The sequence below is a fragment of the Vibrio sp. AH4 genome, from assembly GCF_030710545.1.
Classification (GTDB): domain Bacteria; phylum Pseudomonadota; class Gammaproteobacteria; order Enterobacterales; family Vibrionaceae; genus Vibrio; species Vibrio metoecus.
In genome coordinates this window covers 1,895,017-1,918,110 of record NZ_JALAIV010000001.1, presented here as the reverse complement: position 1 = coordinate 1,918,110, position 23,094 = coordinate 1,895,017, and the positions used below count along the sequence as shown (strand labels likewise).

The 23,094-nt window shown below is 46.2% G+C and carries 21 protein-coding genes; 8 read left to right on the top strand and 13 right to left on the bottom strand.

The features are described 5' to 3' along the window. Nucleotides 1-5: 5 nt before the first annotated feature. The 4 genes from apt to MKA69_RS09000 form a co-directional block, all read right to left on the bottom strand. Complete coding sequence (gene apt / locus MKA69_RS09015) at nucleotides 6-551, bottom strand: adenine phosphoribosyltransferase (RefSeq protein ID WP_305847874.1); 546 nt, start codon at nucleotides 549-551, stop codon at nucleotides 6-8. Between the two features lie 131 nt (nucleotides 552-682). After that, on the bottom strand, nucleotides 683-1,081 hold the full coding sequence (locus MKA69_RS09010) for a YbaN family protein (protein WP_032470083.1): 399 nt from the start codon (nucleotides 1,079-1,081) through the stop codon (nucleotides 683-685). Beyond that, on the bottom strand, nucleotides 1,081-1,212 hold the full coding sequence (locus tag MKA69_RS09005) for a hypothetical protein (protein ID WP_001273570.1): 132 nt from the start codon (nucleotides 1,210-1,212) through the stop codon (nucleotides 1,081-1,083). The genes MKA69_RS09010 and MKA69_RS09005 overlap by 1 nt, the downstream gene beginning before the upstream one ends. A gap of 171 nt (nucleotides 1,213-1,383) precedes the next feature. Beyond that, entirely contained in the window at nucleotides 1,384-2,475 is a 1,092-nt protein-coding gene (locus MKA69_RS09000; RefSeq protein ID WP_000278294.1) for a response regulator, read from the bottom strand. A 246-nt stretch (nucleotides 2,476-2,721) separates the two neighbouring features. Between MKA69_RS09000 and MKA69_RS08995 the strand changes: the two genes are divergently transcribed. Next, on the top strand, nucleotides 2,722-3,597 hold the full coding sequence (locus MKA69_RS08995) for a LysR family transcriptional regulator (protein ID WP_000762359.1): 876 nt from the start codon (nucleotides 2,722-2,724) through the stop codon (nucleotides 3,595-3,597). 75 nt (nucleotides 3,598-3,672) lie between these two features. Here MKA69_RS08995 and MKA69_RS08990 read toward each other — a convergent pair whose 3' ends face one another. The 3 genes from MKA69_RS08990 to fadI form a co-directional block, all read right to left on the bottom strand. Beyond that, nucleotides 3,673-4,221, bottom strand: coding sequence for an NAD(P)H nitroreductase (locus MKA69_RS08990; RefSeq protein WP_000387677.1), 549 nt, complete (start codon nucleotides 4,219-4,221; stop codon nucleotides 3,673-3,675). Nucleotides 4,222-4,338: 117 nt separating this feature from the next. Continuing rightward, complete coding sequence (gene fadJ, locus MKA69_RS08985; protein WP_305847873.1) at nucleotides 4,339-6,465, bottom strand: fatty acid oxidation complex subunit alpha FadJ; 2,127 nt, start codon at nucleotides 6,463-6,465, stop codon at nucleotides 4,339-4,341. Further along, complete coding sequence (gene fadI / locus MKA69_RS08980) at nucleotides 6,465-7,772, bottom strand: acetyl-CoA C-acyltransferase FadI (RefSeq protein ID WP_305847872.1); 1,308 nt, start codon at nucleotides 7,770-7,772, stop codon at nucleotides 6,465-6,467. Before fadI ends, fadJ begins: the two co-directional genes overlap by 1 nt. A 544-nt stretch (nucleotides 7,773-8,316) precedes the next feature. Between fadI and MKA69_RS08975 the strand changes: the two genes are divergently transcribed. The 4 genes from MKA69_RS08975 to MKA69_RS08960 all read left to right on the top strand — a co-directional run bounded on the left by MKA69_RS08975 (nucleotide 8,317) and on the right by MKA69_RS08960 (nucleotide 12,680). Then, nucleotides 8,317-8,823, top strand: coding sequence for a sigma-70 family RNA polymerase sigma factor (locus MKA69_RS08975; protein ID WP_233358176.1), 507 nt, complete (start codon nucleotides 8,317-8,319; stop codon nucleotides 8,821-8,823). Further along, nucleotides 8,816-9,547 (top strand): DUF3379 domain-containing protein, encoded by a 732-nt coding sequence (locus MKA69_RS08970; protein WP_305847871.1) that lies wholly within the window; start codon nucleotides 8,816-8,818, stop codon nucleotides 9,545-9,547. Before MKA69_RS08975 ends, MKA69_RS08970 begins: the two co-directional genes overlap by 8 nt. 257 nt (nucleotides 9,548-9,804) lie before the next feature. Next, nucleotides 9,805-11,076 carry an outer membrane protein transport protein gene (locus MKA69_RS08965; RefSeq protein ID WP_305847870.1) on the top strand — a complete coding sequence of 424 codons (1,272 nt, stop codon included), beginning with the start codon at nucleotides 9,805-9,807 and terminating at the stop codon, nucleotides 11,074-11,076. Nucleotides 11,077-11,378: 302 nt separating this feature from the next. Further along, complete coding sequence (locus MKA69_RS08960) at nucleotides 11,379-12,680, top strand: outer membrane protein transport protein (protein ID WP_305847869.1); 1,302 nt, start codon at nucleotides 11,379-11,381, stop codon at nucleotides 12,678-12,680. Nucleotides 12,681-12,730: 50 nt separating this feature from the next. On the opposite strand, the gene MKA69_RS08955 is transcribed toward MKA69_RS08960, so the two are convergent. Further along, nucleotides 12,731-13,174 (bottom strand): low molecular weight protein-tyrosine-phosphatase, encoded by a 444-nt coding sequence (locus tag MKA69_RS08955; protein ID WP_176470622.1) that lies wholly within the window; start codon nucleotides 13,172-13,174, stop codon nucleotides 12,731-12,733. On the opposite strand from MKA69_RS08955, the gene cobO reads away from it, so the two are divergent. Further along, nucleotides 13,173-13,889, top strand: coding sequence for a cob(I)yrinic acid a,c-diamide adenosyltransferase (gene cobO, locus MKA69_RS08950; protein ID WP_371131835.1), 717 nt, complete (start codon nucleotides 13,173-13,175; stop codon nucleotides 13,887-13,889). The genes MKA69_RS08955 and cobO overlap by 2 nt on opposite strands. Nucleotides 13,890-14,014: 125 nt before the next feature. Here the strand turns inward: cobO and tnpA are convergent, their stop codons facing one another. The 4 genes from tnpA to apbC all read right to left on the bottom strand — a co-directional run bounded on the left by tnpA (nucleotide 14,015) and on the right by apbC (nucleotide 18,774). Then, nucleotides 14,015-14,473 (bottom strand): IS200/IS605 family transposase, encoded by a 459-nt coding sequence (gene tnpA / locus MKA69_RS08945; RefSeq protein WP_055027481.1) that lies wholly within the window; start codon nucleotides 14,471-14,473, stop codon nucleotides 14,015-14,017. 196 nt (nucleotides 14,474-14,669) lie between these two features. Beyond that, a complete protein-coding gene (locus MKA69_RS08940) occupies nucleotides 14,670-16,781 on the bottom strand; it encodes an AsmA family protein (RefSeq protein ID WP_305847867.1) in 2,112 nt (703 codons plus the stop codon). Between the two features lie 97 nt (nucleotides 16,782-16,878). Continuing rightward, on the bottom strand, nucleotides 16,879-17,520 hold the full coding sequence (udk, locus tag MKA69_RS08935; protein WP_001293735.1) for a uridine kinase: 642 nt from the start codon (nucleotides 17,518-17,520) through the stop codon (nucleotides 16,879-16,881). A gap of 177 nt (nucleotides 17,521-17,697) precedes the next feature. Next, nucleotides 17,698-18,774 carry an iron-sulfur cluster carrier protein ApbC gene (apbC, locus tag MKA69_RS08930; RefSeq protein WP_305847866.1) on the bottom strand — a complete coding sequence of 359 codons (1,077 nt, stop codon included), beginning with the start codon at nucleotides 18,772-18,774 and terminating at the stop codon, nucleotides 17,698-17,700. Nucleotides 18,775-18,931: 157 nt separating this feature from the next. Between apbC and metG the strand changes: the two genes are divergently transcribed. Next, complete coding sequence (gene metG, locus MKA69_RS08925) at nucleotides 18,932-20,983, top strand: methionine--tRNA ligase (protein ID WP_305847865.1); 2,052 nt, start codon at nucleotides 18,932-18,934, stop codon at nucleotides 20,981-20,983. A 344-nt stretch (nucleotides 20,984-21,327) separates the two neighbouring features. Then, nucleotides 21,328-22,143: a hypothetical protein gene (locus MKA69_RS08920; protein ID WP_305847864.1), complete on the top strand. Its 816-nt coding sequence runs from the start codon at nucleotides 21,328-21,330 to the stop codon at nucleotides 22,141-22,143. A 68-nt stretch (nucleotides 22,144-22,211) separates the two neighbouring features. Here MKA69_RS08920 and udp read toward each other — a convergent pair whose 3' ends face one another. Next, nucleotides 22,212-22,973 (bottom strand): uridine phosphorylase, encoded by a 762-nt coding sequence (udp, locus tag MKA69_RS08915; protein WP_000169472.1) that lies wholly within the window; start codon nucleotides 22,971-22,973, stop codon nucleotides 22,212-22,214. Between the last annotated feature and the right edge of the window lie 121 nt (nucleotides 22,974-23,094).

Genomic DNA, 23,094 nt, shown 5'->3' with positions numbered 1-23,094 from the left:
GTCGGTTAGTGACCTTCAAATTCACAGATGCTGTAAACCTGCAAGCCTAACCCTTCAAGGCGCTTATCACCACCAATTTCTGGCAGATTGATGACGAAGGCAGCGTGCTCTACCTCACCACCTAGTTGACGGATGAGTTTAGTAGTCGCTTCAATCGTACCGCCTGTTGCGAGTAAGTCGTCAACCACCAACACTTTGTCACCGGTTTTGATCGCATCCACATGAATTTCCAGCGTATCAGTGCCGTATTCCAACTCGTAAGATTGAGCAACAGTTTGACGTGGCAGCTTACCCGGCTTACGCACAGGCACAAAACCTACGCCCAGTTCTAATGCCAGCGGCGCACCAAACAGGAAGCCACGCGCTTCTGTACCAACGACCTTGGTAAAACCCATGTCTTTGTACTTATCCACCAGAAGTTGAATCGTCGCTTGATACGCTTTGGCATCTTCTAGCAAGCTGGTGACATCACGAAACAGAATGCCTTTTTTGGGATAGTCTGGAATGCTTTTGATGCTGGATTTGATCAGATAAAGAGTTTCAGTTGTCATAGTTACTTTAGCTTCAGTTGCTTAATCACCTAAGGTGATTACAGAACAATTCCGGCGCAGGCGATAGCGCGGTATAACCTGCACTGAAAAAACAAAGCCCACTCGAAGAGTGGGCACACTTCCCGCTAATGCTAGTGATTTTCTTGTTGCTTAGCAACCAACTCATGGGTTGGCAGATGGACAAACCAAGTGATCAGAAGCACAAGCCAGATAAACAACCCAACTTTCAACCACAAGAGAGGCACCATCCAAATCGAAAAGGTAAAGCTCAGTAAGATAAAAACGGTGGCGCGTTTTTTCACCGCTTTACTGACCGCACGGTGTTGTTGCCAATTTTGGATAATCGGCCCAAACGTTTCATGCTGATTCAACCAATGGTGGAAACGTGGGCTACCGCGTAAAAAGCAGGCACTAGCGAGTAGGATAAAAGGCGTTGTCGGTAAGAGGGGGAGAAATATGCCCAGTATCCCTAGGCATAGACTCGTCATTCCAATGAAACTGAATAAGAAACGTTGTAGGGATGAACGCATTAAAAGGTGGCGTAACCGTTAAGCACGCGGATCCAAGTTAATGTTGCTGGCAGTGTAGGGATCAGTAAAACCGCGACCACGCCTAGGAAATAATAGATATTAAAAGGTTCTTTAAACTCATGATTTGCCATTGTAATCTTCTCTTTTGGGTGACTTTACATTGGGCCGCTCTACGGCAGCCTCGTTTGTTTTATGCGCTCAGAACTATAACGAAACCTCGCTGCCACAAACACTGACAATATATAAGGTTATTAGCAACTCGATCTAAAGTTCCAACCACACTCACAATTTAGACAGTAAAATCACACCTCACAACCCTGATAGAGATCTAAAGTAAAACTATAAGCGCTCGGCTGGCTCAACGTGATTTGGCAAGCTGAACGAATCGGCAAATCTTTGGTAATAAAATTGCGTAGACTATTGTCACCAAGCTGAACGCCAGAAGTGACACGATGTTGCACATACCCATTTGACCATTGGCAGTTTAGCCCTGCGGGCAAGAGAGATAATGTTCCACCCGCAACGTCGGCAACCCCAAACAATGCGGAGACTTTACCAATACAGTCAGAGCAACAAATCCCCCGCTCAATAATCTCAGCCAAGTCTTTCAATTCAACACTAAAATTACGCAAATTACGCACATAATCATGGAATAAGGCTCGGACTAACAATGTCGATGCGGCCCCACAATCTTCATGGCTTGCCGCATCCACTAAATAGAACACAAACTGCCCATTCATCAGCCAAGCATAATCAAACACCAGTGGCATCAGTTCAGCAGACTGTAACAACCGATAGCTGCACTTCCACCCCCCTAATTGTGAATCCTTTTCAGGTAAGAGTGCATTGAGTAATTCTCTTGCTGCATTAGGGTTGTCTTTTAAATATTGTAAGTGCCAATGCAACTCTTGTTCTTCGGGAATGCCTCCCTGACTATCGGCACCATACCAACAGCTGACAAAATCACGCTGATGCTCATCATTAGCCAATATATTCTCAATAGAACTGGTTAAATGGTCATGGTTAGTGATCGGCTTGGGCAGAAAGTCTTTAATCCCAAAGCGTAATGCCTTAGCAACATCCGCCATTTCTTCGGTTGCAGAAACCACAATCAAAGGTAGGGAGGGATAAGCTAAGCTCACTTCTTCCACAAACTCAATGCCATTCAGTACCGGCATTGATAAGTCACACAGAATCAAATCTGGCTTGCTTTCACGTAACTTGCGCAAACCATCAAGGCCATTTTCAGCCTCTAAGACTTGGTAGCCGTCTTGCTGAAGATAACCTTTCGTCATACGTCGGAAAACAGGGTCATCATCGACGAGCAAAATCAGTTTTTCTGCTACTCGCTGATCTTCTACTTCACTGGTATCCGGGATGTGAGATTTATACATAAACGTCGACCTCACTGATAAACATCAGCGTACAAGTTATCGCTAACTTGCCACGGAAAAATGGATTATTGACTCGTTAAAAAATAGCTCTGAAATAGACTTTACACAAACCATGGTGCCCAAAAATCGTTCTGTCACTAGATGTATGGTTTTCAGCAAATCATCATACAAGTTGACATCACTCAAAATTTAACAGCTTATATATGTATAAATTAGCCATAGTTGCAACATAATGTGTCAGAAACGATGAAACTAGATGACCTAAACCTCTTTCGACTGGTTGTCGAAAATGGAAGCTATACCTCAACTTCAAAAAAAACCATGATTCCGGTGGCCACCATCACTCGGCGTATCCAAGCTTTAGAGGACTCGCTGAATCTTAGGTTACTCAATCGTCACGCACGTAAACTGACGCTAACCGAGGCGGGTGAACGCTTTTATAAAGACTGCTCTCCTCTCCTGGAGCGCCTCGCTTCAATGACGGAAGAGATCACCGATGAATGCCGCGGAGCTTCAGGTCGAATTCGGATCTCAGCGCCATCAAACCTCACCAAACGTATGATGATGCCGATGTTCAACGCGTTTATGGAGAAATACCCCGACATCCATATCGAACTGATGATGAGCAATCAAGCTGATGATCTCGACCCCACCGAATGGGATGTGATTTTCCGCGTTGGGCCACAACGCGATTCAAGCCTGATTGCACGTAAGATTGGAGAAGTGAAAGATATTTTGGTGGCAAGCCCAAACTACTTGGCCAATCACCCGCAACCCACTCACGCAGAAGAGTTGCACCAACATCAACTGCTCAAGGGGTATCCGCTACTTAAATGGCAACTGACTAACAGCCAAGGGGAAACCATCGTCAACACGGATCGGGGCCGTTTTCAAGCCAGTGCGTTGAATGTGGTGCGCAGTGCATGTTCAGAGGGATTAGGCATCACCCTGATGCCGGATGTGATGTTGCGTGAATTCTTGAGTGACGGAAGCTTAGTCCAAGTACTTTCAGACTGGAGCTCTAACCCGCGCGACATCTACATGTTGTATAACCACAAAGATCATCAACCAGAAAAAGTACGCCTGTTTATTGATTTTGTGATTGGCTACCACCTGCAATAAACACTCGTCTTTTTATAAAGCATTTCAATAGAAAAAGGGCTTCGCGCCCTTTTTCTTACTATCAGAATCTCATCTTTAGAGATACTCAACGTACTTGCTGAGTTCACGCTCAGGGACTTTTGTTGCCGAGATTCCTGGAGTGCCAAGGTAAAGAAAACCAACAATCTGGTCTTCACCTTGCACATTGAATGCACTACGGACTACCGGATGGAACATCCAACTCCCAGAACGCCAAATACCCTGAAAACCCTGTGCTACCGCGGCCATTTGCATCGCTTGCACTGCACAACCTGCCGATAAATGCTGTTCAAAAGCTGGGATTTTTTCACTATGCGTCACCTTGGCAATCACCGTGATCACCATAGGCGCTCGAAATGGAGCATTCTTGGCTTTATTAATCACCGCGTCATCACTGCCATTAGCGATTTCGGCTTGCTCTAAAACAGCCGCCAGTTTCGCAAGTCCATCACCGTGAGCCACCACAAAACGCCACGGAGTGAGTGCACCGTGATCGGGGGCACGCAAACCAGCACGTAAGATATTCTCTAACGCTTCACCTTGTGGAGCTGGCGCATCCAGTTTCGCGATTGAACGACGGTTGAGCAATAAATCGAGCGCTTCCATTTTGAATTCCTTGTTAGTTCTTGATTTTATGTTTCATCCTAGCACACATTTTTGAGAATAACTCGCAATAAGAAAGAGGCACTTGGCCTCTTTCTCAATCATGATGATATCTCGAACTTAGGGGTAAAACTTTTCGCCTAAGCCCGCTCTGGTTAACAAACCATCGCACGGAGCAAACCGTTCACCGTATTTCTCGGTATGCTGATTCATCAATTCCACCACTTTGGTCAAACCAAGCGTGTCCATATAACGGAAAGGCCCACCTAAGAATGGAGGGAAGCCAATACCGAAAATCGCGCCCATGTCCCCATCTCGTGCACTACGGATAATGCCTTCATCAAGACAACGTACCGCTTCGTTGAGCATTGGTAGCAGGCAACGCATCGCAATCGCTTTGTCATTGAGCTTTGATTCAGGCGTTAACTTGAGTAGCTTATAAACCGATTTATCAACGTCTTTTTTCTTGCTGCCTTTGTAGATATAAAAACCTTTACCGCTTTTACGCCCTTTACGGTTGTCTTTGAGCAAGACATCAAACACATCCGGGCCTTGGAATCGAGGTCCAAGTTCATTAACCAGAATCGGCATAATCTTCGCGCCAATATCGACCCCAACTTCATCGAGTAAAGTGATGGGGCCGACAGGGAAGCCAAAATCGAGCAAAGCGGTATCGAGATTCTCAATCGGTTCACCGGTCATCAACACTTGCGCAGCTTCATTCATATAGGGAGCAAGGATTCTGTTCACGTAAAAACCGGCACAATCTTTCACCACGATCGGTGTTTTGCCCTGCTTACGGGCAAGAGCAACCACGGTTGCAATAGTTTCATCTGACGTTTTAGCATGCGGGATCACTTCCACCAGCGGCATTTTTTCTACTGGGCTGAAGTAATGTAAACCCACAATATTTTCTGGGCGCTGCGCTTGGCTAGCGATCTGATGGATCGGCAGCGAGGACGTATTGGTCGCAAAAATCGTTGTCGACTTGGCATTCGCTTCAATATCCGCCACCATTTGTTGCTTAAGCTTGAGATCCTCAAACACTGCTTCGATCACCACATCACAGCGATCAAATCCAACAAAACCGGTACCACCAGAAAGTTGCGACATCTGAGCTTGCAACTGTGCCTTGCTCAAAATTTTACGTTGTCTTTGTTTATCAAACAGCTTGTAGTTGTAATTGAGCGCATTCAGCACTCCATCGTTGGCCACATCTTTGATTCGTACTGGCACTTTGGCTTTTGCCACAGAGACATGGCTAATGCCCGCTCCCATCAAGCCACCACCCAAAACACCTACCGCTTTAATCGCTGCAGGTTTCGCGTCCGCACCGAGATCTTTTTTCATCTCTGTCGTGGCAAAGAAAATCGAACGAAGCGCTTTCGATTCTCGCGTCATCACCAGTTCAGCAAACCGCTTCGCTTCATACTCCAAGCCCGCGTGCATCCCTTTTTCAAGGCCGTATTGAATCACCTCTAAAATGGCTTGTGCTGCTGGGTAGTTACCGCGTGTTTTCTGCTGCGTTTTCTTGGCGGCCTGAGCAAAAATCAACTTACGCCCAAAGCCTGTATTGGCAAGCAGTTTTTCTTTGATCGGTAGCGCGGCTTGTACCCGCTTTTTGTGCCCTTTTTCTTCCAACACACGTTTTGCGACATCAAGCAACACAGAATGCGGAACACACGCATCCACAATGCCAAGTTTTTTGGCTTTTTTCGCACGCAGTTGTTTACCCGTCAGGATCAAATCAAGCGCAGGAAGCAGACCAATCAAGCGTGGCAAGCGCTGCGTACCACCTGAACCCGGCAGCAAACCCAGCATCACTTCCGGTAAACCAAGACGAGTGGCGTCATCTTCCGTACAGACTCGATAATCACACGCCAGCGCCAATTCTAAACCACCACCAAGACAGGGTCCGTGAATCGCAGCAACCACGGGGAAAGGTAGATCCGCAAGCTGTTGGAACATCTGCTGACCTTGCGAAGCCAACGCTTGTGCTTCGTGGACAGATTGACAAGCTTCCAACATACGCACATCCGCGCCCGCTATGAAGTTATCCGGCTTAAGAGAGTGGATAATCAGGCCTTTTACTTGCCCTTTCTTTTCATTGAGTGCGGTAAACACCGCTTGCATCTCTTCCGCAAACGCCGCTTGCAAAGTGTTCATTTTCTCGCCGGGGACATCAATCGCTAGCCATGCGTAGTGCTGCTCATCAAACGAGAGTTGAAACGCTTTTTTGTTGTCCATTATTCCACCTCCAGAATCATTGCAGCGCCCAAACCACCTGCTGCACAAGCAGTGTTTAAGCCTAAACCCCCGCCACGGCGTTTCAATTCACGTAACGTTTGAGTGATCATCCGCGCGCCCGTTGCTGCAAATGGATGCCCATACGCTAACGATCCGCCAAGAACATTAAATTTGCTCATATCCACTTCGCCAATGGCTTGCGCACGACCAAGTTGTTCTTGAGCAAATTTATCGCTCGCGAACATCTTCAAGTTCGCCAAGGTTTGCGCCGCAAACGCTTCGTGCATATCAATCAAGGTTAAATCGTTGAGCGTTATCCCTGCACGATCCAGAGCAATCGGAGTGGCATACGATGGCCCCATCAACATATCTTTTTCTACGCCAATCGCCGCAAACGCATAAGAACGAATGTAACCCATGATTTCTAGGCCAAGTTCCTTCGCTTTACCTTCACGCATCAACATGATCGCTGCAGCGCCATCCGTCAGTGGGGTTGAGTTTGCTGCGGTCACGGAGCCGTATTGACGATCAAACGCCGGACGCAACTTGGCATAGCTCTCCAATTTGGAATCAAGACGAATGTTATTGTCGGTATCAATCCACTTTTTATAAGGCTCAGGGAAAGCGGTCATCACTTCATCGCGAATTTTCCCTTCTGCCCATGCCTGAGCAGCTAAAGTATGTGAACGATGCGCTAACGCATCTTGCTCGGCGCGAGAAATGGCATAGCTTTTGGCCATCTGCTCAGCCGTTTGCCCCATGGAAAGCCCAGTAGAATATTCAGCCACCGCGGGAGGAACGGGCATCAAATCTTTGAAAGAGAGGTGACTCAGCAACTTGAGCTTCTGCCCCATCGTTTTGGCTTTGCTCAAGGCTAAGAGTGAGGAAGCGAGCTTTTTGGAAACACCGATCGGTAAAACAGAAGAAGAGTCAGCCCCGCCCGCAATACCAATATCAATCGTTCCCGCCATGATGCTTTCTGCAACATTGACCGCTGCTTGAAAACTGGTTGCACAGGCACGAGTTACGCTGTAGGCGTCCGTGTGAATCGACATACCGGTACCCAACACAATTTCCCGAGCAATATTAGGCGCTTCCGGCATTTGAACCACTTGACCAAATACCACTTGTTCAATCAATTTTGGATCAATGGCCGTGCGTGCCATCATTTCCTGTACCACCATTTTGCCGAGGTCAACCGCCGGCACTTGACCAAACTCGGTACTTTGACGGGCGAAAGGCGTACGTAGCCCCGCCACAATCGCCACTCGTTCTCCAGAACGAGTCCTGACTTCCTGCTTGCCCATGATTTCTCCTTCGAATAAGAGGTCTGACCTGAAGCATTGTAACGAGAATGTTAAACAAATCAAACGAGCGTTTAAATAATCGTGATTTAAACAATCCTTTCTAAAGAAAAATACAGGAGAAACGCAGGATTCGGGATTTTTTGCAAAAAAAAACCACACAGAACTGTGTGGTCGGAATGGGTAAAGCAATTAACTTACGCCAATTGAAAAATCAGTTTCCTGATTAGGAGAAAGTAAAGTCAGCCTTCAAAAGGAAGTGTCATCTTTGCTCAACAATGTCAGTCAAAATGACTAACGAGATGACAGGAGTTACTATAACGGCTTCAGAGTAAGAGATTTTGAATTAGATCAAGTTTAATGTGATTTATTGAACTCAACTCATTGAACATCTGTTCAACACTACTCGTAGAGACCTATTTACCTTTATGATGGCCAAGTACATCACTAAAATCTATTTAACTTGCACGACGCATACAGGGAGTCCTTGGTGTCGATATTGAATCTGTTTGGAAAGAAAGTTTCCCAACGTCCGGTCAATAGTGACATGGACAGACAAAGAAAATACGAAGCTCTAGTGCGAGCTTATCATCGCGATCTTTACCGATACGCCTATTGGTTATGTAAAGATCGCTCGATTGCCGAAGACTTGGTGCAAGAAACCTGCTTAAGAGCGTGGAAATCGCTCGATAGTTTGCTAGATGAAAAAGCAGCCAAAGCGTGGCTCATCACTATTTTACGCAGAGAAAATGCTCGTCGTTTTGAGCGTAAACAGTTTGACTTAGTGGATATTGATGAACACGACTATGACGCGAAATACACCGATGATGAATACCACCAAAATGAGTGGCTACAGAATCAAATTTTAAAACTGGATGTGGAATATCGAGAACCCCTCTTTTTACAAGTCGTCGGGGGATTCAGCGGGGAAGAGATCGCCGATATTCTCTCATTGAATAAAAATACCGTAATGACCCGTTTGTTTAGAGCACGCAACCAACTAAAAGAGATGATGGATGGTTCAGAACACTACCCGGAGCAGCAAAATGGATGAATTAGAATTTCGCCGCAAAGTCATGTCTGACCCTAAACAACGGGACAAAGAGCTGCTTGAGATGATCGCCACCAACGAATCGAGTGCTAAATATGTCGATGATGTACTGCAACTCGATAAACAAATAGCACAGGCCTTCAAAATCGATGTTCCCGATGATTTGGCTGATAAAATTTTATTCCAGCAAAGTACTTTGCTTGAAGATGAGAAGGTGATCCGTCCGCAATTTGTACGTAAAGCGATGGCGATTGCAGCATCCATTGCCTTTACCGCGGGATTATTAGTTGGCCAGGTCCAGTGGGGAAATATTTTAGTTTCTCCCGCACAAGCCAGTTTGTCAGAAATGGCCGTACAGCATGTGATTCATGAAGAGGGCTTTGTCAATCGACTGGATGAACAGGCAGACATGAGCCAAATCAACGCCAAAATGCAACCTTTTGCTTATAAAATGGATGGGAGTTTTCCCTATCACGTCTACTATCTGAACCATTGTGGTTTTGGTAAAGAAAATGCGGTGCATATGGTGTTTCAAGGCGAAAAAGGCAAAGTTACTCTGTTCTTTACCCCTATCGTTAGCAAACAGGCATTGGCATTTAAGCAAGACGGTATGTCTGGCATTGTCGAACCAATAGGAGAAGCCAGTTTGATTCTTGTTGGTGAACAAGGTGAAAATGTCTCTGCTATTGCACAAAAATTAATGCCAATGATTCAGTCATCTATCTAAATTTTACATACTAGGCCAACCATACACCAAGTATGACAAATGCCTAAAATAGAGCGAAAACTCTAACTTTTGGAGTTTTCGCCTAAATTCCTGCCAAATAGCCATCATTTCAGCAATTTTATCGTTAAATTAGACAATGGTCGGATTTCTATCTCCTATACTAGCGACTAGGATCAGCCACCACTGAGCAATTGCTCAAAAAAAGCAACGGCTCATACAACGCCCATCAGAGGCGAAACCAAAAAGGAAAAAGTCTAATGAACAACATGCGTCTGTTTAAAAAATCTCTGCTTGCCGCAACGGTAACGCTAGCCACACAACAAGCGTTTGCAGCGGGTTTCCAGCTTAACGCACAATCTGCGACTGGTCTTGGTCGCGCATTTGCGGGTGATGCCGTTATCGCTGATAACGCATCGGTAATGGCTCGTAACCCTGCAGCGATGGCACTGTTTGATGAAACAGCTTTATCGCTAGGTTTTGAAACCATTACTACGATGATCGATGTTAAAGATGCGAAATACTGCGGTACATATTGTCAGCTTAAACTGCAACCTGAAAAAGACGCCAACTTTGACGATGCAGGGAGCACTTCTATCGCACCAAATATTCACCTAATCGTACCAATTGATGAAAAGTTTGCGGTTGGTTTCAACGCCTATACTAACTTTGGCACTAAGACTGAATTTGAAGATAGTTATGTGGCTAGCGAGTTTGGTGGTTTAACAGATGTTAAAAGTGCCAACTTTGGTGTTGCGGGTTCATACCGCATTAATAGCCAAGTCAGTGTCGGTGCCGGCCTTGATCTTATCTATGGACAAGGAACCATGAAGCGCACTGCGAGTACAAGCGTTCTCGGAGTTGGTGGAAAAGACCTTGTAAACGTTGATGGTGCAGATGGTTGGGCGTTAGGCTTTAACCTAGGGGCTGTCTACGAGATGGATGAAAACAACCGTTTTGGCGCGGCATACCATTACAGCCCTGAATTCAAAGCAAAAGATGATAAAGGCCAAGAGATCACACTACCACTGCCTGATATTTTTGAATTCTCTGGCTACCATAAAATAGAAGATTCAAAATTTGCGGTTCACTATAGCGTACAGTGGATCGGTTGGAATTCGTTCGACCAAATCGAATTCCGTAATCTGCAAGGCTCACCACTGGGCTCAAGCTACGACAAACCCTATAAATGGCAAGATGGTTGGCATTACGCAATCGGTGGTACTTACTTCCTAAACAATGATTGGACACTACGTGCTGGCTACATGTATGACACTAGCGCACAAGATTCGCTAACGTCAATCTCTGTACCGGATTCAGATCGCCAGTGGGTATCAGCTGGTTTCACTTACCACATTGACCAAAAATCAAATATCGACTTTGGTTTTACCTATCTGATGGGTGATGACGTTTCAGTAACAGAAGCAACTCCAAACCCAACAGGCACTACTCCTAAGTACCTATCATCTTTGACAGGCACAACCCACGCAGACGCAATCCTGCTTGGCTTACAATACAGCCGTACGTTTTAATTAAAACATAGGTCATATTGCATCATTAAGGGGCTGATAATTCAGCCCCTTTCTTTTTATACCAACCAAAAATCGCCGATAACAGCGTACACACGTGCGTTCAAATCACCAAGTAAACCTACATTTGTACGCTGAATTTTAAGTAACAGCAAAGTTAAAGTTAGTCGTAAATATCAAAAAAATAACAATAAGCAGTATAAAACTTCAAATAGACCGCACTGAATGATTTGAAGTTTTAAAGCAATTGCTCTAGCCGTAGACTTGCCGCAACAAAAACCAGCAAATTTCAGCGAACAATCCCAATGAAAACTAATAAGACTCTCCTCTCCTGTGCAGTGGCTTTCGGTTTAGCCAGTGTTTCTACTTTTACTCAAGCAGCAGGTTTTCAGCTTGCTGAATATTCAGCAACGGGCCTTGGCCGTGCTTACGCAGGTGAAGCGGCTATCGCAGACAATGCCAGCGCACAATGGCGCAACCCTGCAATGCTGACTTATTTAGAGGGAACTCAAGTCTCCATCGGCGCCATTTATGTCAACCCTAATGTCGATGTGAATGGTACTGTTCAGCACACCTATCTAGGGCAAAGCCAAGCATCTGCAAAAGATTTTGCTCACGATGCGGTCGTTCCTAATCTTTACCTCACTCACCCATTGAGCGAACAAATCGTATTAGGCTTTGCCCTTGGCACTAACTACGGTATGGAAACCGATCTGGGTACTGACTTTGCTGGCTCTCACTTTGGTAACCAAGCCAGCGTGATCAGTAAAGAAGCAAACCTAAATATTGCGTACCAAATTCTGCCTCAGCTGAGCATTGGCGGCGGTATTCGCTACGTAATGGGTGAAGGTCATTTTGGTGCTACCGCTCCTGCGAAAAATATCGTTGGGATTCATCCTGTCACTCATCAGCCGATTTCAGTGCCTCAAGGTACAACCTTGAAATATATGGAAGGTGAAGATAACTCTTGGGGTTGGCAAGTAGGCAGTGCATGGCAAATCAATCAAGATCACCGCGTAGGTTTCGCCTATAAATCGGAAGTGGTGATGGGTTTTGAAGGCCATGCAGAAGGAGTCAGTTACGGTAGTTATAAACCCGGCATGATGTCTGTGACTCTACCGGCGACGGCTGAACTGGCAAGCTTCCACCAACTCAATGACCAATGGGCGATTCACGCTAGCATTAACTGGACAGATTGGAGTTCATTCAAAGAGTTGACGGCTGTGTTCCCAGAAAAATCTGACCTCATCAAATCAGAAAACTGGGAAGACAACTACCGCTTTGCAATCGGCACAACGTATCAATACGACGCAAAACTCGCTCTGCGTGCAGGCGTCGCATACGACACATCAGCGGTAGACGATAAAAACCGCACAGCAACTATCCCAGAAACGGACCGTACTTGGGTAAGCATCGGTGGCAGCTATGTCGCAACACCACAATTGACTCTGGATGCAGGTTTTACTTACATCTTTGCCAAAGACGCAACGGTTAACGAACCACGCGATGCCTCAGATCAAGCAGCAGCGCAAGTTGGTGGGGCATTTAATGCCGATGTGACCGGTAATGTATGGCTCATCGGTGTACAAGCGAACTACCGCTTCTAATCGCATACTCATTTCGCATAGCGCAACGATGGATGCATTTCAAGGCCAGCTTAATGCTGGCCTTGTTGTTTTAGTTTCAGTAAAAATTGCTCTGCCGCGGCTTCCACTAAGTCTAACACCCGCTCAAACCCCTGCTCTCCACCATAATAGGGGTCGGGGATCTCGTCATATCCGCAATCACAGTGGCTAAGCATCAGTGACAACTTGTGTTGGTAAGATTTGGGACAAAGAGCTTTCAGCTCAGCTAAATTTTCTTGGTCTGCGGCTAAAATCCAATCAAATTTCACAAAATCTTCATCGCGGATCTTTCGCGCTTTGATGCCAGAAAATGAGTATCCCCGCTTCTCTCCTGCCGCTTTTGAGCGTGCATCCGGTGGATTCCCTTGGTGATATCCAATCGTGCCTGCGGAATCGATTTCCACATCAACCTTGAGTTGTGCAGCTTTAGCACGCAATACCGCTTCCGCAGTCGGAGAACGGCAAATATTGCCCATGCACACCACGAGTACCTTCTGCATCTTATATCCCTATTTTTGTTTGGTGTTTGCTACTGACGAGTTGGGCTATCATAGCGACAAGTTTCAGATTGAAAAAGGATTTGCCATGTCCGGCGATGAAATCAAACAAGAGCGTCACAAAGCTCGTCAACAAAAAGTCAAAGAGCAAGTGGATGCCAAAATTGCCGCCGCTCAAGAAGAAAAAGGGTTACTGCTGATTATTACTGGCAATGGTAAAGGAAAATCGACCTCAGGTTTTGGCACCATTGCGCGCGCGGTAGGTCACGGTAAACAGTGTGCGGTGGCTCAGTTTATCAAAGGCACTTGGGAGAATGGCGAGCGTAATCTTTTAGAAAAGCTCGGCGTTGAATTTCAAGTCATGTCGACTGGCTTTACTTGGGAAACTCAAAACCGCGACAGCGATACCGCAGCGGCACAAGAAGTATGGCAACACTGCAAACGCATGTTAAAAGATGAATCGCTGGATGTGGTGCTGTTTGATGAACTCACTTATATGGTGAGCTACGGTTATATCGAACTGGAGGAAGTGGTCGAAGCACTCAATCAGCGTCCGAAAATGCAATCGGTGATCATCACTGGGCGTGGTGCACATCGCACTTTGATTGAGATGGCCGATACGGTTTCTGAAGTGAAAAACATCAAGCACGCTTTCGAAGCCGGCGTGAAAGCCCTTAAAGGGGTCGATTGGTAAAACACTCAAAAAAATCAAAAAAATATCCTCCGGCATAGCCGGAGGTTTTTCATATGCGCCTATAAGGCTTTCTTACAAGCAGCACCCTAACAGGCGCATTACGATCTGACATTTGCATATGACGATTAATTACGGCCCGTAAACGGGCTTCCTGCATATGGGATCGACAATTGCTCTCCCATTTTATCCTGCTCCAACTGATGCTTTATGTAGTTCTGTATCTTGGTCGTATTTTTACCAACCGTATCTACATAATACCCTCGGCACCAAAATTCCCGATTCCGATATTTAAATTTCAAATCTCCGAATCGTTCATAAAGCATTAGGCTACTTTTACCTTTCAAGTACCCCATAAAAGCTGAAACGCTCATTTTCGGCGGAATTTCTAAAAGCATGTGGATATGATCCGAACAGCACTCTGCTTCAAGAATGTTCACATTTTTCCATTCACATAGTTTCCTCAATATTTCTCCCACTGCTCTACGTTTTTCTCCGTAGAACACCTGACGTCGATATTTCGGTGCAAAGACTATGTGGTATTTACAGTTCCAGCGCGTGTGCGCTAAGCTCTTTTCGTCCCCCATTGGGACCCCCTTTCAATTTCTGTTTAACTCTCGCAGTTGCCAGACCGCAAGAGTGTTTTAACAAATTGAAAGGGGCTTTATAACTGACTTATAGCTGAAAGCTTTACGGAACCCCAGCCTAGCTGGGGGTTTTCTCTATACAATAAGAAAGGGCTGATATTCAGCCCTTTTTAGTTTCATTAGCGATGCATAACCATCAGTTAAATAGACCTTTTAGCAACCCATCCACTGCTTTTTTGGTGTCTTCATCTTTGATTTTATCGGTCAGTTTTTCCACGCCGCGATCCACTTCTTTCTTGGCTTTTTGTTTGAGTACATCATCAAATACCAAACGGAACTTCGGATCGCTCCACGCACCTGAAATATTGATTGGGATAGTCACATCGCGCAGCTCATCTAAACTCTTACCGCCCTGACCTTCCAAGGTTCCAACAATCGAAGTACGCACCAGAAAATCAACATTTTGCTGTAGGTAATTGGCTTTACCTTCACCATGAATGCGCAGCAATGGCGATTGCATATTAAGATCGTTGGTCGTTACTTCACCTTTATTGAGTTTCAGCGTCGTCGTCATCGCACTAAAGTCGGTTTTCTTTACCGCATCCGCTTCTTCGACATTTTGGCCTTTGATTTTGGCGTAGTTGGTACGAATCAGGTGCGCCACGTTAATCCCTCTTACCGCACCATCGGCAAAGTTAATCGCCACAGTACCAACCAGATTTTTCTGGATGCCGCTTGGTGTTAAGCTCTGGCCTTGCACATTCACATCAATATTGCCTGTGCCTTCTAGCATTTCGTTGTTCAGCACATCTTTCAGTAAAGGCTTAACCTGTACTCCTTTAATCTGCTTTTTCACACTGTAAGTCGCGGGCGTTTTACGTGCATCCACTTGCGCGCTAGCTTGCACAGAGCCTTGATACAGATTCGCCGTAAAAGATTTCAAATCCACCACACCACGATTAACCACAAAGCTGGTTTTGACGTTTTGCAGATGCGCATTGTTAGCTTTGAATTTGTCGATGCTGATCTCGCCTACAACATCCAAGGTTTTCAAAGCCGACAGATCAGGTTCCACTTCTGTTGGTGCATTTACCGCAGATGCAGAAGCGGAAGTTGCAGCCGCGTCCTTGGCAGGCGTAGCTTGTGACTCTTGAGCTTTCGTGCCTAAGAAGGCATCCAAGTCAATCTCAGGGCTGTGCAAGTTGAAACGCACTTTCGGAATATCTGCGAGGGTGACATCCGCTTTGCCATCAAAACTCAGCGCATTGGCCGTCAATTTGTTGAGCAGCACACTGAGATGGTTTTGTGTCAAATCGAAAGCTATTTGTGAGTCTAAACTTAACTTCATCGGTGATTGCGGTAACGCAGCCCCTTCCAGTTCGGCTTGTAGCTTCAGTGCATCCAAGCCGACTTTGCTGATCGCTTGATTGACCATCAATGAGGCTGAACCTTGCGCGTTAAGCTTCATCTCTGCCGCTTTACCCGCCACAGAGAAGGTCAAGGCATTGGCTTTATCAAACTCAAAAGTATCGAGTTGCAACTTCGCAGAATCAATTTGGTTACTTGGATCACTAAAGCTCGCATCGAGATTAATGTTACGCAGCGCATACTGCTTAAAGTCTGCTGATAGGCGCACTTCAGCTTCACCTTGCGCGGCAAACTTCTGCTGATCTTTATCGCCTTTCGCGGCAAAGGTCGCTTTCGTCCAGCTGTATGGCACAAACTCAGCAACGCTCAGTTGAACGTCATACAGCTTAGTATGCGAACCCACTTTTTTATCCGTGATTTCCAAAACGGCATTAGAGACAGAAACACCACCTAATTCAATACTCCACGCCGCCGCAGGCTCGCTTGAACTTGGTTGAGAAGCGGGGACAGGTTCTGTTGTGGCTGGTGTGGACGCCGGCTTGGGTTGCGCTTGTGTCAAGGCATCCAAATTGGAGCGACCATCTTTAAGCGTTTCCAGATGGAATTCTGCACCATCCAAACGGATGTTGCCGATTTTGAGCTGTTTATCGAGCAGTGGCATCACTGAGACATCAATACCCACACTCTCAACTTTAAACAGGTTTGGGCTAGCAAAACCTTGCGGGTTTTTCAGCTCGGTTTTACCTAACTCAAACCCAATAGAAGGGAAAAATTGCCAACCGATATCCCCTTCTATCACCAAATCCAAACCGGTTTGCTTTTTAGCTTGTTCAACGATCAGCGATTTAAATTGGTTGGGGTTAACTAACAAGACTAAGGCAAGCAGTGCACCCACAAAGAGCACTACCAGACCGAGGAGAGAAATAAACAGTTTTTTCATCTGCTTTTCCTTGCTTGACGAGAAAAAGAAAGTGGCACCTAAAGTGCCACTTCTACTGGTAAAAATAAAGCTAACCGATGCAAAGCTCTGGTCAAAATTACGATTTGAGCAATTTTGCGATATGCGCTTTGAGTACATCAATCGCGATACGGTTTTTCCCACCGCGTGGCACGATAATGTCTGCGTACTGTTTTGACGGCTCAATAAATTGCATAAACATAGGGCGCACCGTCTCTTGGTACTGCTTCAGTACAGATTCCATGGTACGACCACGCTCTTGTACATCACGCTTCACACGGCGTAACAAACAGATATCCAGCGGTGTATCCATAAATACCGTTGCGTGCATCAAATCACGTAAACGTGGGTCAGTCAGGAGCAAAATACCTTCCAGAATGATCACTTTTTTCGGGGTCATGGTGGTGGTTTTGTCCGTACGAGTATGCTCAGTATAGCTGTACTCTGGCACTTCAACCGCTTCACCACGCGCCAGCATTTGCAAATGTTGGCACAGTAAATCGTGGTCTAGCGCACTTGGGTGGTCGTAGTTGGTTTTAACACGTTCTTCCATGCTCAGATGACTCTGATCTTTGTAGTAGCAATCTTCCGTAATCACACCGATTTGATGGTCACCCACTTTGGCGCGTAGCTCGTTATAAATCGTGCTCGCAATAAGGCTTTTACCAGAAGCAGAAGCGCCAGCAATACCGACGATGACACATTGATTATTCTCAGACATGGTTATGCACCCGAAACATGGTTGTGAGGAATTAAGGTAAACCGCCTGATTATAGGGAGAATGTGACCGCGATACCAGTTTGCATTGTGCAAAAACAGCCGAAGAAATGTCGGATGGATAAGTTTAAACCAGAGCAAACGATTACATTCACTCTGGCTGTTAGAGCAGGATGCTGCTTTAATTAACCCACTGAATTTGAATGCTCTCCGGTTTGGGTTTTCCTTGCCAAAACAGCGAAGCACACACGCGCTGCGCAAGTTCTAAATAACGTTGGGTATGTTCACTCTTCGGGCGTGCAACAACTGTCGGAATGCCAGCATCCGTATCCTCACGCATTTCGATATGCAGAGGAATTTGTGCCAAGAGTGATAAACCAAATTCCGCGGCAAGAGTTTGTGCTCCGCCCACGCCAAAAATGTGTTCTTTTTCGCCGCAGTGACTACAGATGTGATAGCTCATGTTCTCCACCAGCCCAATCACAGGTACCTCCACTTTAGCAAACATCGCCGCGCCTTTACGGGCATCAGCCAGTGCTAAGTCCTGCGGTGTGGTCACAATCACTGCGCCCGTTACTGGAATTTGTTGTGCGAGAGTGAGCTGAATATCTCCCGTGCCCGGAGGCATGTCGATCACCAGATAATCCAGATCCGGCCACTCGGTTTCATTGAGTAACTGCGCCAGCGCTTTGGATGCCATTGGCCCACGCCAAATCGCAGCATCCGCCTCATCAACCAAATAACCAATCGAATGCGTGGCAATGCCGTGCGCCTCAATTGGCTGCATCCATTTATTGTCACGCACTACTGGTTTAGCTTTGGTTTTACCGAGCATCAGCGGGACTGAGGGGCCATAAATATCGGCGTCTAATAGACCGACTTTGGCACCTGATTTCGCAATTGCGAGTGCAAGATTCACCGCCGTCGTGGATTTACCCACGCCACCTTTACCTGAAGTTACCGCAATAATATTTTTCACCCCTTTGACTGCCGCACTTACGCGAGTTTCCAGCGCTTGAGGTTTAACTTGAATGTCAAAAGTGACAGGCGCAACGGCTCCACTGGCTTGCTGTTTGGCGATCCAGTCACTCAATTCATTAATAAGAGTGTTCGCAGCAAACGGCAGTTGAATCGTGACTTGCTGATTTGCCGTTATCGTCACGACAGACGGTGACATTGCCCAATCTGCAATTAAATCGGGATGCGAAAATTGGCTCAGCCAGCGGCAGAGATCCTGTTTGGATTGAATAGATTGCATAACTTCCCCTTTTTTGCCCATGCTACCACCGCTCAAAGAGCAACTGAACCCCGAAAAAGATAGGGGAATCAACTGTTGCGCGCCTTGGCGTGACTGCGTGCTTAGGGTAGTATTATCGCTTCAATTTGGTCCCTATCTAGAAAAGCGAATATTAAGTATGGCAAACGATCCAAGAAAACTTCTGGTAACTTGTGCCCTGCCTTACGCGAACGGTTCAATCCACCTTGGTCATATGCTTGAGCATATCCAAGCTGACATTTGGGTTCGTTATCAGCGTCTGCGTGGCAATACAGTCAACTTTATCTGTGCGGATGACGCGCACGGCACACCTATCATGCTGAAAGCACAGCAAATGGGTATGTCACCAGAAGCGATGATCGAGATGGTGAGCGAAGAGCACCAACGCGACTTTGCTGGCTTCGATATTAGCTTTGATAACTACCACAGCACGCACAGCGATGAAAACCGCGAGCTGGCTTCGCACATCTATCTGCAACTGAAAAAGAACGGCTTTATTTCAAGCCGCACCATTTCTCAGCTGTTCGATCCTGAAAAAGAGTTGTTCCTGCCGGATCGTTTCGTAAAAGGCACTTGCCCGAAATGTAAATCAGAAGACCAGTACGGTGACAACTGTGACGCGTGTGGTGAGACTTACAGCCCGACTGAGCTGATCAATCCAAAATCCGCCGTCTCTGGTGCGACGCCAGTGATGAAAGATTCTGAGCACTTCTTCTTCGACCTGCCTCAGTTTGAGAGCATGCTCAAAGAGTGGACACGTTCAGGTTCTTTGCAATCAGAAACCGCCAACAAAATGCAAGAGTGGTTTGAAGGCGGCTTGCAGCAGTGGGATATTTCCCGCGATGCACCGTACTTTGGTTTTGAAATCCCGGGCGAGAAAGACAAATTCTTCTACGTATGGCTTGATGCCCCGATTGGTTACATGGGTTCATTCAAAAACCTGTGCGACAAGCGTGGCGATTTGGACTTTAACGAATATTGGAATAAAGACAGCAAAACCGAGCTTTACCATTTCATCGGTAAAGACATCGTTTATTTCCACAGCTTGTTCTGGCCTGCCATGCTCGATGGCTCTGGTTTCCGTAAACCGACCAACGTGTTTGTGCATGGTTATGTGACCGTCAATGGCGCGAAAATGTCTAAGTCGAAAGGTACGTTTGTGAAAGCCAGCACTTACCTGAATCACTTGGATCCAGAGTGTCTGCGTTACTACTACGCGGCAAAACTGAATAACCGCATTGATGATCTCGATTTGAACCTCGAAGACTTCACCCAACGGGTGAATGCTGACGTGGTGAACAAGATCGTTAACCTTGCGTCACGTAATGCAGGTTTCATCACTAAACGTTTTGATGGCAAGCTGTCTGCACACTTTGCGGAGCCTGAGCTGTACGCTGAATTTGCTGGCGCAGCCGATCGTATTGCTGAGCTGTTTGAAGCGCGTGAGTTTGGTCGTGCCATCCGTGAAATTACTGCATTGGCAGATAAAGCCAACCAGTATGTGGATGAAAAAGCCCCTTGGGTTGTCGCGAAACAAGAAGGCCAAGACCAAGCACTGCAAGACATCTGTACGGTAGGCATTAACCTATTCCGCGTACTGATGACTTACCTCAAGCCAGTGATGCCTGCGTTGGCAGAGCGTACTGAAGCTTTCCTTAACCAAGAATTGACTTGGGAAGGCGTGGCAACTCCGCTAACGGATCATGCGGTTACGCCATTCAAAGCGCTGTTCAACCGTATCGATCCGAAACACGTTGAAGCCATGATTGAAGCCTCTAAAGCAGAAGCGGCAGCCGAAAAAGCCGCGGCAGATGCAGCAAAACCAAAGATCGAAGAAACTGAACTGAGCAAAGATCCCCTAGCGGCTGAAATTGAGTTCGATGATTTCGCGAAAGTGGATCTGCGTATTGCCAAGATTCTTTCTTGTGAAGCGGTCGAGAAATCAGACAAGTTACTTAAGTTTGAACTCGACATCGGTGGTGAAACCCGTCAAGTCTTCTCTGGCATCAAATCAGCCTACAAGCCAGAAGATTTGATTGGTAAATACACTGTCGTCGTAGCAAACCTCAAACCGCGTAAGATGAAGTTTGGTATGTCTGAAGGCATGATCCTCGCCGCAGGCCCTGGTGGTAGCGACCTGTGGTTGCTTGAACCACATCAAGGTGCTCAAGCCGGTATGCGCGTGATGTAATTCTCATCTCTCTTCGATTGCCATCGAGTTTGAGAGTATTAGAAGCCTTTGCTATTGCAAAGGCTTTTTCTTATTCCAATCCTGTCATAACAACCCACTCGTAGCCTCCTTTCCCTGAAATAACAGTGCCGCGATGTACGATACAAGCGCTTAAAAATTTAAAGTCGCTCACACTTTTCGCGCATCATGCCCCATAAATGTGCATTAAATCGAAGCTTATTTTCTTAAGGTGTTGATTTTTAATCATTAAATTTCTGGCATTCAAACTGCAATACTCCACACATCCCTTTTCATAAGCTCAGTGCAACACGAAGGGGCGATTTAATACCAACACGGAGGTGGCTATGTTTGTGACGATTTCAATGCTGATATCATTGGCGATTCTTGGCTTCATTTATTCTCTTTCTCAACAAAAGCATTCAACGCAGCAACGTAAATTTGAGTTGCTGATCTGCCTGCGCGAGGTGCTAGCCCTGTGCCGCCAACACCGCAGCCTGACTCATCAAACGCTCAATCACACCGAGGTCAATTCTTGTGAGCCTAGTACACTGGCTGCGCTAGAAAGGCAGCTGCTGGAAAAATCTGAGCAACTGATCCAAATTGCCCATTTTGATAACAAGCCCTCATACCGTATTTTGCAAAACTCATTAAAAACAGTCTTTAACGAGTGGCAGCAAGCCAGTGTAGGCAAAAATCAACGTCTGCATGGCAAGTTGATCCGCCACTGCATGTACTTGATGGATGATGTGGTGTTGGCATGGTTGGCAGAATCTGGACGCGAAGAATTAAGTGATGAGTACCATATGAACTGGCAACAAATTTTCGATGCGATGGAAACACTGACTCAACTGCGTCTGTGCATTGAAGATACTCGCAATGAAACCAATGCGTTACGCTTGAGACACTATTGTGAACTGATGCAACGTAAGCTCAATCAGCTAGCGCTGATTAGCCCTTTGACACTCGGCTCCCCCGTCTGTTCATCCGCAATGCGCCAACTTAACGAAATCACCGATAACAACCAATTCAATTTGGAGAGCAACGAGCTTTATCAATTAAGCAGTGAACTTTCTTCAACGATCGCACAGGTGTATGACCATATGCTGAATGATTTAGTAGAGAGCCTTTATCAGCCTTTACCGCAACTCGTTATTGCTTAAAGAAAGCTAAAAACAGAAAGCGCCACATCAAGTGGCGCTTTTCATTAATCGAGGGAAATGACTGTACGTTATTTCAGCATCTTACGCGCAGCTTCTACCACAACTTTGATAGAACGTGCTTCGGTTTCTTTCAACGTGGCGTGGTCAGGAATCTCTTTCTGAGTACGGTTAATAATTACACCCGCTACACAGCCCGCTTTCAAGCCTGAGCTAGCACACATGGTCAGCAGCGTTGCCGATTCCATTTCAAAGTTCAGAACACCCATTTCTTGCCACTCTTTCATCGAGCCTTGGAAACGGCGCACGACACGACCAGTGAAAGTATCGTAACGCTCTTGTCCTGGATAGAAGGTATCAGAAGAAGCGGTAATACCCATGTGCACCGTTGCACCACTTTCTTGTGCAGCCGCTTTCATCGCTGTCGCCACATCAAAATCCGGTACCGCTGGGAATTCCATCGGTGCGAAGTGCAGACTTGCACCATCCAAACGCACAGAGCCCGTAGTGACAATCATATCGCCCACATTAACATGAGGTTGAATTGCGCCCGTAGTTCCAACACGTAGGAAGCTACGTACGCCCAATTGTGCCAGCTCTTCTACTGCAATCGACGTTGAAGGACCACCAATACCCGTTGAGCAAACGACAACAGACTGGCCATCCAGCTCTGCGCGGTACACGGTATATTCACGATGGCTAGCGAGGAAAACTGGGTTATCCATCAGCTCAGCAATTTTTTGTACACGAGCAGGATCGCCCGGGATAATCGCTAATGTTGCACCGTTTAAATCTGCTTCAGTCACACCAAGGTGGAATACAGTTTTAGTCATAAGGGGGCTCCTTCAATTGCGTCTATTCAGCGCATTAATCATTTGGGGTACCAAACTAATGTACCTGATAGGGCAAACCGATTAAGTGATAGCAATCACACCAAACAAAGCAATAAGCATC